This is a genomic window from Mesorhizobium sp. WSM4847 (assembly GCF_055811335.1).
In genome coordinates this window covers 293,550-307,026 of sequence record NZ_JBVVPY010000002.1, presented here as the reverse complement: position 1 = coordinate 307,026, position 13,477 = coordinate 293,550, and the positions used below count along the sequence as shown (strand labels likewise).

Genomic DNA, 13,477 nt, shown 5'->3' with positions numbered 1-13,477 from the left:
GTCAACCGCCGCCCTCGTAAATCATGCGTCAGTCCTGGTGCATGCCGTCGAGCAGGCGCATCATTTCGGCGGAATCGCGGGCTCCGAGACCGGCCGCGCAAAGCAGGCGATGGATTTCGACAACCTGCCCAGTCATCGGCAGCGGTGTTTTCGTCTTCATTGCGAACGCCTGGAGGGAATCGAGATCCTTCAGCATGTTGTCGATCCGGCCAGTCGGCGAGAAATCGCGCGCGGCGAATTTCTTCATGAACTCCTGCATGATGTTGGAATCGGCGCGACCGCCGGCGAGCGCGGCGGGAATCGCTGCTGCATCGACGCCTCCGGCTTCGGCCAGTTTCACCGCTTCCGCGACCGCCTGGAACAGCACGGCGCAAAAGAGCTGGTTGATCAGCTTGGTCGTCTGGCCGGCGCCGCTCGGGCCCATCAGCGTGTAGTTTGCGCAAAGATGCTGCATGACCGTTCGGGCGCGCTCGAAATCGGCTTTGTCGCCGCCGGCCATAACCGTCAGGCGGCCCGCAAGCGCGCCGGGTGCGCCGCCCGAAAGCGGACAGTCCACCCATTTCATGCCGGTCTCGTCGGCAAGTTTTTTCGACATCTGCGCGGTATCGACCGGATCGATGGACGACATGTCGATGAGGATCTTTCCGGGTCCGGCTGCTTCAGCGACGCCCTCGGCGCCGAACACCGCGGCACGCACTATATTGGCGTGGTTGAGGCTGAGGATGACGAAATCGCTTGCCAGCGTCGCGCCGGCAACGGAGACGGCGGATGCTGCGCCTTTACCGGCAAGAGCGGATAGCTTGGCGCTGTCGAGATCGAACACCGTCACCGCCTGCCCGGTTTCGAGAAGCCGGGCCGTGATCGCCGAGCCCATGATGCCGGCGCCGATGACGGCGATCTTTGCTGGGGCTTGCGACATATCTCACGTTCCCTTCATTTGCTGAATCTGCGCCCCGATCCCCATCTCCGCCAGCCGTGCACACGCGGCGTCCATGATCGCGTCCACCGTCGCAGCGATGTTGACCGTCACCACGCCCTGCTCGGCCGTGGGATCTTCCAGTGTCGCGAACTGGCTGTCCAGCAGCGAGGGTGGCATGAAGTGACCACGCCGCTCGCCGATCCGTTGCCGCAGCAATTGGTGCGATCCTTCCAGGAACACGAAGACCAGATCGCCTCCGGCCGCCTGGCGAAGGCGATCGCGATAAGCTTTCTTGAGTGCCGAGCAGGTGACGACAAGGCCATCGCCTTGTGCCGTACGCAGCGCCTTGCCGACAAGGTCCAGCCAAGGCCAGCGATCGGCGTCGTCAAGCGGAACGCCGGCCGACATCTTCTCGACGTTCTGGCGCGGATGCAGCGCGTCGCCCTCGACAAATTCGATGCCCAGGCGCGCGGCGATGCCCTCGCCAATGCTGGTTTTGCCGCAGCCGCTGACGCCCATCACCACGATGAGCGCCGGCTCAGAGGCAGGTCGTGATGCCGCCATCGACATAAAGCGTATGACCGTTGACGAATGACGAAGCCGGGCCGGCGAGGAAGACCGCCGCGCCAACCAATTCGTCGACATTGCCCCACCTTCCCGCCGGAGTGCGGTTGGCCAACCAGGCCGAGAACTCCGGATTTTCGACCAGCGCCTGATTGAGCGGGGTCTTGAAATAGCCGGGTGCGATCGCGTTGATCTGCAGGCCATGTTTGGCCCAGTCCGCGCACATGCCGCGCGTCAAATTGCGCACGGCGCCCTTGGTGGCGGTGTACGGCGCGATGTTGGTCCGGGCCAATTCGCTCTGCACAGAGGCGATGTTGATGATCTTGCCTTTCTGGCGTGGGATCATGTACCGGGCCACCGCCTGACCGACATAAAAGACGCTCGAAATGTTGGTGCGCAGGAGTTCATCCCACTTGTCGACCGGAAAATCCTCGAGCGGCGCGCGATACTGCATGCCGGCATTGTTCACGAGAATATCGATCGGCCCAAGATTGGCTTCGATGTCGGCGACGCCTTTTGCGGCAGCCTCTGCTGAGGTGACGTCGAACACCGCGCCATCGGCTTTGAAGCCCTTCGCGGCGAGCATTCCAGCCGCCTCCGCGACTTTGTCGGCGTTGCGGCCGTTGAGTACGATCGTCGCGCCATGACGCGCCAGACCCTCGGCCAGGGCAAGGCCGATGCCTTGGCTCGATCCGGTAACCAGGGCTCTAAGCCCAGTCAAATCGAAGAGCGAACTCACTCCAACCTCCCTGCAAGGCAGAACGATTCCAGGCGAACCGATTTTCTTGCTCCGCCTTTCTACCCTATTGACATGGATGTTATCGATAACATAGTCAATAGGAAAGGTGAAAATTCGGAGGAGACCTGCCGGTGACCGACATCCTGATGATAGGTCCTTACCCCGCCTGGGACATGGAAGACCTGGAAGCAAAATACCGGATGCATAAGCTCTGGGAGGCGACGGACAAGGACGCGCTGCTCACCGGAAAGGCCGACGCCATCCGCGCCATCGCAACGCGCGGCGAACTGGGTGCGAGCGCCGCGCTCATGGCAAGGCTGCCTAAGCTGGAGATCGTCTCCTGCTACGGAGTGGGCACCGACGCGATAGACCTCGGCCACGCCAGGGCGAACGGGATCCGGGTCACCAACACGCCGGATGTGCTTACCGAAGACGTCGCCGACATCGGCATCGGTCTTCTGCTATCGGTGGCGCGCAATATCCCTCAGGCGGATGCCTATGTGCGGAACGGAAGCTGGACCAAGGGCAATATGCAACTCGTTACCCGCGTCTGCGGCAAAAAGCTCGGCATTGTCGGCATGGGCCGGGTCGGCGCCGCGGTGGCAAAGCGCGCGGCCGCCTTCGATTGTGCCATCTCGTACTACGACATCAACAGGCGCGGCGACCTACCTTACGCCTATGTCGGCGACCTCGTGGACTTGGCGCGCGACAGCGAATTTTTGATCGTAACACTCGCCGGAGGCGAAAGCACAAAAAACATCATCAACGCCTCCGTCCTTGAAGCGCTCGGTCCTGACGGCATTCTCGTCAACATCTCGCGCGGCAGCACGGTCGACGAAACGGCGCTGCTCGCAGCCCTGGAATCGAAAACAATCAAGGGAGCGGGGCTTGACGTCTTCTGGAACGAGCCGGCGATCGACGAGCGCTTTCTGAAGCTCGGCAATGTCGTGCTGCAGCCGCACCACGCCAGCGGCACGGTCGAAACAAGAAAGGCGATGGGCAGGCTCGTGCGCGACAATCTCGCCGCCCATTTCAGCGGGCAGGCCCTGCTGACGCCGGTCGTTTAGGAGGCGCGTCCATGAAGTCGCTCGTCATTCATGCCGCAAGGGATCTGCGGATCGAAGAAACCGACCCCGGCGCGCTCGAACCCGGACAGGTCGACATCGCTATTGAGGCCGGCGGCATCTGCGGCTCCGACCTGCATTACTACAACCACGGCGGCTTCGGCGCGATCCGGCTGCGCGAACCGATGATCCTCGGCCACGAAGTCGCTGGCACGATCAGGGCGGTCGGGGAGGGGGTTTCCTGCCTCGAAACAGGCGATCGGGTTGCGGTCTCGCCGAGCCGGCCGTGCAATGCCTGCCGCTATTGCCTTAAGGGCCAGCAGAACCAGTGCCTCAACATGCGCTTCTACGGCAGCGCCATGCCTATGCCGCATATCCAGGGAGCATTCCGCCAACGGCTGGTCGCCGACGCCACGCAGTGCCACCGGATAGCAGACCACGTCTCGATCAACGAGGCGGCCTTCGCCGAGCCGTTCGCGGTTACGCTGCACGCCGTCAACCGGGCGGGTTCGCTGTTGGGCAAGCGGGTTCTCGTCACGGGCTGCGGGCCGATCGGGGCGCTCTGCATCATCGCCGCCCGCGCGCACGGGGCACGGGAAATCGTCGCAACCGATGTGATGGCCGGCGTTTTGAAAACAGCCACGGAAATCGGCGCCGATCGCACGATCAACGTCGCGACCGACGCCGACAAGCTGGCGGCCTACAACGCCGACAAGGGATATTTCGACGTGATGTTTGAGGCGTCGGGCAACGAGCGCGCTGTTCGCGCCGGTCTTGAGGTTCTAAGGCCGCGCGGCGTGCTGATGCAACTCGGGCTCGGCGGCGACCTGGCGATCCCGCAAAATCTCGTCGTCGCGAAGGAAATCGAGATGCGCGGCACGTTCCGCTTCCACGACGAGTTCGCGCTCGCCGTCGACCTGATCAACCGCCGCCGGGTGGATGTGAAACCGCTGCTTACAAGGATCTATCCGCTCAACGAAGCCGTCGCAGCCTTCGAGATCGCCGGCGACCGCAACAAGTCGATGAAGGTCCAGATCGCCTTCTGAAGGGCTGCGCTACCGGAGCGAGCCGCTCACAGCATATCGGCGCCGATCGCTGCCAGGACGGCGCGCGACGTCGATGTCCTGCTCGCCGCTTCCCGATCCAACGCCAATCGCGCCCGCAAGCCTGCTGTCGAAGCGGATGGGCAATCCGCTGGGAAGACAGCTCACGCCGCCCTGCGATGCGACTGCCGCCGCTGCCTCGAATGGTATTGCGCCTGTCGCGGCGTCGATGGCTGCCGCCGTGCGCGCCTTTGCCCGCGCGGTATGCATGCTCAAATACCTGGCGCCGTCCATGCGCAGGCTGGCGATCGTCTCGCCGCTGGCGTCGACCACGACGAAGCATTGCGGGACACCCATTGCGCTTGCTGGCGCCATGCCTGCGCTCAGCGCCTTCATTGCGCCGTCATGGCTCAGACTTACGGTTCGCGGAACATCGCCATGGTGCGGCCTCTATCGCCGGAATGGTTGAGTGTTAGGCGCTTTCCCGCTCCACCACCTTGTAGCTGGTCAAGATAATTTCCTGGGACAAGCCGTTGTCTTCGCCCTTGATCGACTGGATCAGCTTGCGTGCTGCCTGTTTGCCGATGCCGTAGCAGTCCACGTTCACCGTCGTGAGTGTCGGATGGCAGTAAGCTGCAATCTCGAAATCGCCGAAGCCGGCGATCGCGATGTCCTGCGGAATCCGGATGCCCCGGCGCTTGCACTCCATCACCGCACCAAACGCCGACAAATCCGAGACGCACAGCGCGACCTCGGTATCCGGCCAGCGCTCCAGCATGCCGACGACCGCCTGTCCGCCCTGCTCGATCGAAATTGGAGGCACGCCGAATGAAACCAGGCGGCCGGGCGGCAGGCCGAGTTCCTCGATCGCCTTGACGAATCCGGCCCGCCGCTGGCTGCCGCGCGTATCCCGTGACGTCGTACCGCCGATATAGCCGAATTTCCGGTAGCCTTTTTTCGCCAATGTCCTGACGAGCAGCGCCATCGCTTCCTCATTTGAGAAGCCGACGACCTGATCTATCGGCTTCGGCGGCAATTCCCACGTTTCAACCACCGGAATGCCCGCGCTTTCCAACATGCGCCGCGTAAGATCGGTATGTGTGCCGCCGGTCAGGATAATGCCCTCCGGACGTCGGCGAAGCATCGCCTCGATCAGCCTTTCTTCCTTTTCCGCCGTGTAGTCGGTGTAGCCGAGCAGAAGCTGAAGACCCGTATTCTCCAGTTCGTCGGTGATGCCGCGGGCGGTGTCGGCAAAATTCGAATTGTTGATCGAGGGAATGATCGCGGCCACAAACCCGGTCTTGCGTGACGACAGGCTTCCGGCAGACTGGTCGAGCACATAACCAAGCTCGTTTACCGCCGCCAGGATCCGTTCACGGGTTGCATCCGAGACGCGGCCGTCCTTCTTGAGCGCTCGCGATACCGTCATCGCCGAGACGCCGGCCCGGCGGGCCACGTCAAGCATCGTCGGCGCCTGGTTCTCGGGAGATTTGGCGTTCAGTCCCTTGGGCATCATGGCGCTCCGCAAGCCGGTTGCGGGACGCACGCTAACGACGGAGCGTGCCATGGATTCATCGCGCGCCCGTCCTCATGCATGCCCCCTTGGAAATCAGATTACAATTGATATGTTATCGCTATCATACAGCGCTGGCAACAGTTGTGCCGCGGGCCCATCAGCTGGCCCCAACCGGCCAGCGCAGATCCAGCGTGCGGGAGGCGTGAGGCCAATGTTTGAAAATATTGAGGGCACAGGTTTCGAAATGCTCGATCCGCGATTTGCCGCTTGCTTCGTCGGGCACGCGCGCGTCGAGCGGCTTTGGTCGGGCGGGCGCTGGCTGGAGGGCCCTGCGTGGTTCGGGCCGGGCCGCTATCTCATCTGGTCCGACATTCCGAACAACCGGATAATGCGCTGGGATGAGACCGACGGCTCGATTTCGGTGTTTCGCCAGCCTTGCAATAACAGCAACGGAAACACGGTCGACAATCATGGGCGGCTTGTCACCTGCGAGCACCTGGCGCGACGGGTGACAAGGACGGAGTTCGATGGCGCGATCACGATCGTTGCCGACCGGTTCGAAGGCAGGCGCTTCAACTCGCCGAACGACGTCGTGGTTGCGTCGGACGGCGCGATCTGGTTCACGGATCCGCCCTACGGCATCATGCACGACTATGAGGGCGATTACGGCGAGGAAGAGATCGGCGGCTGCCATGTCTACCGGGTCGATGCGGCGACGGGCGCGGTCACTCGAGTCGCCGACGACTTCGTCAAGCCCAACGGCCTTGCGTTTTCCCCCGACGAAAAACTGCTCTATGTCACCGACACGGGCGCTACGCACCTGGAGCGCGGACCCCGTCACATCCGGAAGCTCCGCGTCGGCGACGAAGGAAGGCTGAGCGGCGGCGACGTCTTTGCCGAATGCGCCAGCGGATTTTTCGACGGCTTCCGGATCGACACGAAAGGCCGCGTCTGGACCAGCGCCGGTGATGGGGTTCACTGTTTCGATCCGGACGGAACGCTAATCGGCAAGATCCGTATTCCCGAGACCGTCGCGAACGTCACTTTCGGCGGAACTCGCCGCAACCGACTCTTCATCTGCGCGACGACTTCGCTTTATGCCGTCTATCTTACGGCCAACGGCTCCAAACTGGGCTGACACTGCAGCAGAACGGTCAGCCATCTCGGGCGTCTGCGACTGCTCGACAATGTTACAACTCGAGCATCGCGGTAGAGCCAAGATCGGGGAGTCGCCGAAGCGAATGTCCCTTAGACCCGCAACCAAGCCGCGAATCTCCTGTATTTCGCGCATTTGGGGCTAACAATTCATGAAACACGCACTGGGCACTTGACATCATGTTATCGATAACATCAATATAGGGCGGTTGGAGGAGAAATGAGATCGGCACGCTCGCAAATGCGGGGCTAAGGCCCGCGGAGAACGCCTGTGCAGTCGCCAAGGGCAGTGTGCAGATCCAATTTTCCAACATCGAAGCTCTAGGAGCAGACACAGCCATCTGTCCGATCGTGTCAATGCCGGTGGATGCACGGACATATTTGATAGGCGCCTCGCAGTCGGCGCCTCGGGATCTTTCACGGAGGAGAACACCATGAAACCACTTGTCAAAATCCGCGCAATATTCGCCGCGATCAGCCTTGCCGTCCCAATGCTAGCGATGGCCAACTCGCCCGCCAGCGCCATCACTCTGGAAGAGATTACGTCACGCGGCAGCGTCCGAATCGGCGTCGTGACCGGCGCGCCTCCGATGGGCATGGTCGATGAAAGCGGCAATCCAACGGGCTACGACGTCGACGTCGCCAACCTCATTGCCGATTATCTTGGAGTGAAGGCGGAACTCGTTCCGCTGACGCCGCCGTCGCGAATCCCAGCCCTGCAAACCGGCAAGGTCGATTTCCTGGTGGCCACACTGGCGCCCACCGGAGAACGGGCCAAGACCGTCATGTTCACCCAGCCCTACAGTGCCTTCAACATGGTGATCGTGTCTGGCCCAGATCAGAAATTCGCCCAGCTATCAGAGTTCGAAGGCAAACGCGTTGGCGTCAATCGGGGCTCGTCGCAGGAAGCCGCATTGCGGCGGGTCGCTGTGCCAGGGCTCGAGATCGTCGTGTTCGAGGACGATTCGACAACCGCTCAGGCGCTCTTTGCCGGCCAGGTCGATGCGACCGCGCTCCCCTCGACGGTTGCCAACGCCATCATTCAGCAGCGGCCGGACGCCGGTCTGCAGGTCGGCTTCACCTTTTTCCGGCAAGGCAACTCCATGGCCACCACGCTCCAGGATTTCGAGGTGCACCAGTGGCTCAACACCGCGATCTATCTGATGAAGAATTCCGGCGAACTTGACGCCATCGCGACGAAGTGGACGGGCACCCCGATGCCGCAACTGCCTTTGTTCTGATCTCACGAAAGGTCGCCGGACGATCTGCGTCCGGCAAATTCGTTGGTGACGTTCCGATCGAGGACCAAGAATGTCTTACACATTCCAGTTCGGCGCTATCGCGCAATACACCGACGAGATTGTCGCCGGGATATGGCTGACGATCATGTTGTCCGCCGCCTCCATCGTGATGGGAAGTTCGTTCGGCATCGTTCTCGCGTCGCTGCGTTCGATGCACGGCCGGGCGGTACGGCTCATGGTCGATGCGTATGTCGAGATCATCCGCAACACGCCATTCCTGGTTCAGCTTTTCATCATTTATTTCGGACTACCCGGCGTTGGTCTGCGGGTTAGCGCAACGACGGCGGCGCTGATCGGCATGACGATAAACCTCGCAGCCTATTCGACCGAAATTATCCGAGCCGGCATAGAAGCCATCCACAAGTCGCAGATCGAGGCGGGTGAAGCGCTCGGGTTCACGTCCTTTCAAATCTATCGCCATCTCATCATCATGCCGGCAATCGCCAAGGTGTATCCGGCGCTGTGCAGCCAATTCGTCCTGATGATGCTTGCTTCAAGCATCTGTTCGGCGATTTCGACCAAGGAACTCGCCGCTTCCGCAGCCTTTGTCGAATCGCAAAGTTTTCGTTCGTTCGAAGTCTATATCGTCGTGACGCTGATCTATCTGGCTCTCGCCCTGGCGTTGCGCGCGATACTGGCGCTCGTTGGCTGGGGCCTGTTCGGGCGCCGTGTGGCGCGCAAGGCGACGACCTCCCTTGCGGAGGTGCAGGCATGACGCTCCGGACTTTCGGCTTCAGCGAATTCGGTTTCCTTCTCTCGGCGCTGCAGTGGACGATCCTTTTGACCGTCATTGCGCTTTCCGGTGGCGGTTTTATCGGCTTTATCATTGCACTCGCGCGGACCTCGACACGCAAGGCCGTGCGGGTTGCCGCCGCCACCTACATCCAGATCATCCAGGGCATTCCCGTGCTGATGATCCTGTTTCTTTCGTATTACGGCCTCAGCCTCGCCGGCTTTCAAATGCCGCCCCTGGTCGCAGCCGGCGTTTCGATGACGATCTATGCCTCGGGCTATCTTGCGGAGATCTGGCGCGGCTCCATTCAGGCCGTGGCCAAGCAGCAATGGGAGGCGTCGGAATCCTTGGCGATGAAGCGAGCCCAGCAATACCGCTACGTCATCCTGCCCCAGGCCCTACGCATCGCGCTCCCTTCCACCGTCGGCTTTGCCGTGCAGGTGGTCAAGAACACGTCGATCACCTCGATCATCGGCTTCGTTGAACTCGCCCGCGCCGGGCAACTCATCAACAACGCGACGTTCCAGCCGTTCCGCGTTTTTCTCGCAGTCGCGGCTCTCTACTTTGTCGTCTGCTATCCGTTGTCCCAGTTGTCGCGTCTGCTGGAAAGGAGGCTCCATGCCGGAAGTGCTTATTGATAATGTCCACAAGAGCTTCGGAGCTGTCGAAGTCCTCAAGGGCGTCTCGCTGTCCGTCAATCGGGGCGATGTGTTTGCGTTGATCGGCCGCTCCGGTTCCGGAAAAAGCACGCTTCTGCGCTGCATCAACGGCCTGGAAAAGATCAATTCCGGCCGCATCGAAGTTGCCGGCCACGCCGTTGGCCGAGACCCGAAAGAGTTGCGCAAGCTGCGCACCGATGTCGGCATCGTCTTCCAAAGCTACAATCTCTTTCCGCACCTGACGGTGGCCGAAAACATCATGCTGGCGCCGCGGATCGTCAAATTGGTGTCGAAAGCTGAAGCCAAAACCACTGCGGAGGAAGTTCTCGGCATGGTTGGCCTGTCGGAGAAGTTCGACGCCTATCCCGACCAGCTTTCCGGCGGCCAGCAGCAGCGCGTGGCGATCGCCCGCTCGCTCGCCATGCGTCCCAAGGTGATGCTGTTCGACGAGGTGACGTCGGCGCTCGATCCGGAACTGACCGAGGAGGTGCTGAACGTGCTGGAAACGCTCGCCCGTAACGGAATGACCATGCTGCTCGTCACCCACGAGATGGGTTTTGCCCGCCGGGTGGCGACCACAACGATTTTCATGCATCACGGAAAGATCTGGGAAGAGGGGCCTTCGGTTGAACTCTTCGGCAGGCCGAAGACCCCGGAACTGCAGCAGTTTATTAAATCGGACGTGAAGTAGCCCGGCAAATCAGGCCGGGAGCCGCCACATTCGCACACGACCTGTACCGCGCAATTCCGTTTCCGCGAGAGGGTCGCAAGCAAAATTTGGTCCAAGCAGTTTGCGAGTTGCATCCGAAATACGGATTTCATCGGGCTCCGCTGACGTTTGAATACGTGCGGCGAGATTAACGGTCTCGCCCCAAAGGTCATAGGCAAACCGCCTTTTGCCTATGACGCCCGCGACGATTGGTCCTGAGTGAATTCCAATTCTGAGTCTTATCGGTTCTCCTGCGAAGCGTTCGTGCTTAACCGCCTTCCGCAGTTCAAGTGCATAGTGCGCAAGAGCTTCTGCATGATCGGATCGCGCGACGGGCAGGCCAGCGACCACCATCACACAATCGCCGATTGTCTTGATCTTTTCGCAGCCGTCTCGTTCCGAGAGCAGATCCGCTGCCTTGAAGAAGTAGTTCAAAATAGCCAGCGTTACCTCGGCTCCGACGTTCCGCGCTCTTTCCGTAAATCCGACGATGTCGGCAAAAAGCACACTCACGTCAGCATGGTTGTCTGCAATTTGCTCGTCGGCCTTTAACCGCTCCGCGATCGACGCCGGAAGAATGTTGAGGAGCAGGCTTTCGGCGCGCTGGTATTCACGCGACAATCCCTCCTGGCTCTGCCGCAACGCCTCGTTCGTCAACTGTAATTTTTCGTTGAGTTGACGCTCCCTCTCTTGCAGGAGTGTCATTTCATAAGCCTTCTGTTGAAGCCGCTGCCTGTTGTCGCGTTCGGCAGTGGCGTCAAGAAAGAGCAGCCATACGCAGGCATTGCCAGCAAAAAGATGAAGGTCCGCGACACGCCCGCTGGGCAGTTCGACCATGGCCATATGATATGGAAGCTCCGGGCAAGGCAGCAAACCTTCCATGAACGCAAGCTGCTCGGCAACGGGCTTGCCAATGCAAAGTGATGATAGGCCGTAATGTTCAACACTGCCGCCCTTCTCAGCGATGCAAAGCTGGGCATCAATTTTCAGATATGCGACAGAGTGCTCGTTGGAGAAGAAATCGTAAATCCAGCTTCTGACTTCTCTTGGCAATCCACGCATGGTCTATTCGGTGACCATCGAAGCAAGCTGGCGGAACGCATCATCAACATATTCACCCGAAAGCGCACTTGTCAGATAGATTTGCCATCCAAGTTGCCTCAGTTCGTTGATCTCACTATCCGATATTGCCCACCGATCGGCCAGATCGGATTTGTTGAACAGCAATACGAACGGCATGGCGCCGAATTCGGCCTCGGCCCGCTCGCGCAGCGTGAGCGCCACTGCTAGGGTAGCGGCGCGGGTTCCATCGACGACAAGCACGAGCCCGCTCGCGCCCCGCACATAGCTGACGCGGAACGACCCGATATCGTCTTCGCCGGCCAGATCCCACAAAATCAGATCCACGGTTTTATCCGGCAGTACAACACTCTTCTTGTCGATTTTCACTCCCACCGTGGTCAAGTAGGTTTCTGAAAAGATGCTTTGCACAAACCTGCGAACCAGACTCGTCTTTCCGACAGCGAACCCGCCCAACATGCAGATCTTTTTTTGCAATAACCTGGGCCCTAGTGGAAGTTTACCGTAACCGAAACTCTGCGATTGGCGGAGCTCCCGGTTCGGCTATTCTCAGTCTCCGCCGGCTCAAAAGTGCCCGCGCCGCGAACCAAAAGCGATTCCGGAGCGACGCCGCGCTTCTTGAGAAGCGCACGAACTGTCTCGGCGCGGGCGGCGCTGATCGACGCGTTGGCCGTCTCACGGCCCACGGTGTCCGAATGGCCGGTCAACATGAACTGTGCTGTTACGCCTGCCTTGCGGGCGTCCTTGGCCAATTCTTTCAATTGATTCGCCAATTGGTCGAGAACTGGCAGTTGCTCTGGTCCCGGTACAGCCTTGCCAGAATCGAAGAAAATGTCGACCGCTTGAATAGCCTCCCTCAAATGCGTGAGTTCCTGAGGGGTCACCTCGCGCAGCTCGGAAATTTCTAGAGAGAGTCCGTCCGCGGCCAGTTGTTGGGCGGCGACCCGCGCCCGATCTATCCAGGCGGCAGGAGCCTCGCCCACGACAACGATGCGATCCTTGATGATCGAAAATCGTACTGAATCCGGCGGGACCAGCGACGCCATCAGCCGCTTCACCACGAACTTCGGATCAAGGCTCTGATAGAATTGCCACTGCGAATGAACGCGAGCCGGATCAACGTCCGTTCCGGACAGCAGAGCCTGCGGGTCGGCGGCCTGCGGATCTCTCAGGCCGGAAATGTAGAAATGTCCGCCACTCGCCCTTTGTTGGGCGACGATGATTCCCGGTTGGGCCTCAAGACGCGACACATAAGTCTGCCAGTGCTCCGCCGCGCGTGCTTCGGGGCTCACATCGCGAACCTTGGAGAAGTCGAATACCGGTCCGCCTGCCTCAAGCTGTCGGGCCGCTACGCGTGCCCGATCTATCCAGGTGTCGGGAGCCTCACCCTCGGCAACGATGCGATCCTCGACGATCGAAAGCCGAACCGATTTCGGCGGGGTCAGCGACGCGGTTAGCCGCTTCAGCACGAACTCCGGATCAAGGCTCTGATAGAATTGCCACTGCGAACGAACGCGGGCGGGATCGACCTGCGTTCCGGACAGCAAAGCCTGCGGGTCGGCGGCAAGCGGGTCTCTCAGGCCGGCAATATAGAATTGGCCATCGCGCATCTTTTGTTCGGCAACGATGATGCCCGGCTGGGTTCCCAGTCGCGACACATAGGCCTGCCAGCGCTCCGCCTCGCGTGCTTCGGGGCTCACATCACGGACCCTGGAGATATCGAATACCGGTCCGCCTGCCTCAAGCTGTCGGGCCGCTGCGCGTGCCCGATCTATCCAGGTGTCGGGAGCCTCACCCTCGGCAACGATGCGATCATTGACGATCGAAAGTCGTACTGAATCCGGCGGAGCTAGCGACGCCGTTAGCCGCTTCAACACGAACTCCGGCTCAAGGCTCTGATAGAATTGCCACTGTGAATGAACGCGGGCGGGATCGACCTGCGTTCCGGACAGCAAAGCCTGCGGGTCGGCGGCAAGCGGGTCTCTCAGGCCGGCA

15 protein-coding genes are annotated in these 13,477 nt (G+C 60.7%); 7 read left to right on the top strand and 8 right to left on the bottom strand.

Features of this window, described 5'->3' with window-relative positions; all coding sequences use genetic code 11:
• Nucleotides 1-28: 28 nt before the first annotated feature.
• From AC0L28_RS04180 to AC0L28_RS04170, 3 genes are read right to left on the bottom strand one after another with little or no spacing between them, the layout of a single operon-like run.
• A complete protein-coding gene (locus tag AC0L28_RS04180) occupies nucleotides 29-919 on the bottom strand; it encodes an NAD(P)-dependent oxidoreductase (RefSeq protein WP_128173718.1) in 891 nt (296 codons plus the stop codon).
• A gap of 3 nt (nucleotides 920-922) precedes the next feature.
• On the bottom strand, nucleotides 923-1,438 hold the full coding sequence (locus AC0L28_RS04175) for a gluconokinase (RefSeq protein WP_128173813.1): 516 nt from the start codon (nucleotides 1,436-1,438) through the stop codon (nucleotides 923-925).
• 19 nt (nucleotides 1,439-1,457) lie between these two features.
• A complete protein-coding gene (locus tag AC0L28_RS04170) occupies nucleotides 1,458-2,222 on the bottom strand; it encodes an SDR family oxidoreductase (RefSeq protein WP_128168925.1) in 765 nt (254 codons plus the stop codon).
• 125 nt (nucleotides 2,223-2,347) lie between these two features.
• On the opposite strand from AC0L28_RS04170, the gene AC0L28_RS04165 reads away from it, so the two are divergent.
• The gene (locus tag AC0L28_RS04165) at nucleotides 2,348-3,289 is read left to right on the top strand and encodes a 2-hydroxyacid dehydrogenase (protein ID WP_473475850.1); all 942 of its coding nucleotides are present in this window, start codon (nucleotides 2,348-2,350) and stop codon (nucleotides 3,287-3,289) included.
• Between the two features lie 11 nt (nucleotides 3,290-3,300).
• On the top strand, nucleotides 3,301-4,332 hold the full coding sequence (locus AC0L28_RS04160; protein ID WP_473475701.1) for an L-idonate 5-dehydrogenase: 1,032 nt from the start codon (nucleotides 3,301-3,303) through the stop codon (nucleotides 4,330-4,332).
• 9 nt (nucleotides 4,333-4,341) lie between these two features.
• Here the strand turns inward: AC0L28_RS04160 and AC0L28_RS04155 are convergent, their stop codons facing one another.
• Both AC0L28_RS04155 and AC0L28_RS04150 read right to left on the bottom strand, forming a co-directional pair.
• Nucleotides 4,342-4,725 carry a GlcG/HbpS family heme-binding protein gene (locus AC0L28_RS04155; protein ID WP_473475698.1) on the bottom strand — a complete coding sequence of 128 codons (384 nt, stop codon included), beginning with the start codon at nucleotides 4,723-4,725 and terminating at the stop codon, nucleotides 4,342-4,344.
• 76 nt (nucleotides 4,726-4,801) lie between these two features.
• Nucleotides 4,802-5,842 (bottom strand): LacI family DNA-binding transcriptional regulator, encoded by a 1,041-nt coding sequence (locus tag AC0L28_RS04150; RefSeq protein ID WP_373420399.1) that lies wholly within the window; start codon nucleotides 5,840-5,842, stop codon nucleotides 4,802-4,804.
• 214 nt (nucleotides 5,843-6,056) lie between these two features.
• Between AC0L28_RS04150 and AC0L28_RS04145 the strand changes: the two genes are divergently transcribed.
• The 5 genes from AC0L28_RS04145 (at nucleotide 6,057) to AC0L28_RS04125 (ending at nucleotide 10,384) form a co-directional block, all read left to right on the top strand.
• Nucleotides 6,057-6,983, top strand: coding sequence for an SMP-30/gluconolactonase/LRE family protein (locus tag AC0L28_RS04145; RefSeq protein WP_473475694.1), 927 nt, complete (start codon nucleotides 6,057-6,059; stop codon nucleotides 6,981-6,983).
• A gap of 451 nt (nucleotides 6,984-7,434) precedes the next feature.
• The gene (locus AC0L28_RS04140) at nucleotides 7,435-8,241 is read left to right on the top strand and encodes a transporter substrate-binding domain-containing protein (protein ID WP_473475691.1); all 807 of its coding nucleotides are present in this window, start codon (nucleotides 7,435-7,437) and stop codon (nucleotides 8,239-8,241) included.
• A gap of 70 nt (nucleotides 8,242-8,311) precedes the next feature.
• The gene (locus AC0L28_RS04135) at nucleotides 8,312-9,016 is read left to right on the top strand and encodes an amino acid ABC transporter permease (protein ID WP_473475688.1); all 705 of its coding nucleotides are present in this window, start codon (nucleotides 8,312-8,314) and stop codon (nucleotides 9,014-9,016) included.
• Entirely contained in the window at nucleotides 9,013-9,672 is a 660-nt protein-coding gene (locus tag AC0L28_RS04130; protein WP_473475685.1) for an amino acid ABC transporter permease, read from the top strand. The genes AC0L28_RS04135 and AC0L28_RS04130 overlap by 4 nt, the downstream gene beginning before the upstream one ends.
• Complete coding sequence (locus AC0L28_RS04125) at nucleotides 9,653-10,384, top strand: amino acid ABC transporter ATP-binding protein (protein WP_128168932.1); 732 nt, start codon at nucleotides 9,653-9,655, stop codon at nucleotides 10,382-10,384. Before AC0L28_RS04130 ends, AC0L28_RS04125 begins: the two co-directional genes overlap by 20 nt.
• A 9-nt stretch (nucleotides 10,385-10,393) precedes the next feature.
• Here AC0L28_RS04125 and AC0L28_RS04120 read toward each other — a convergent pair whose 3' ends face one another.
• From AC0L28_RS04120 to AC0L28_RS04110, 3 genes are all read right to left on the bottom strand, one after another.
• The gene (locus AC0L28_RS04120) at nucleotides 10,394-11,464 is read right to left on the bottom strand and encodes an adenylate/guanylate cyclase domain-containing protein (RefSeq protein ID WP_023797985.1); all 1,071 of its coding nucleotides are present in this window, start codon (nucleotides 11,462-11,464) and stop codon (nucleotides 10,394-10,396) included.
• Nucleotides 11,465-11,467: 3 nt separating this feature from the next.
• The gene (locus AC0L28_RS04115; protein ID WP_023797984.1) at nucleotides 11,468-11,959 is read right to left on the bottom strand and encodes a Rab family GTPase; all 492 of its coding nucleotides are present in this window, start codon (nucleotides 11,957-11,959) and stop codon (nucleotides 11,468-11,470) included.
• Between the two features lie 11 nt (nucleotides 11,960-11,970).
• The coding region (locus AC0L28_RS04110) for an OmpA family protein (protein WP_473475680.1) at nucleotides 11,971-13,477 on the bottom strand (1,507 nt) is incomplete at its 5' end.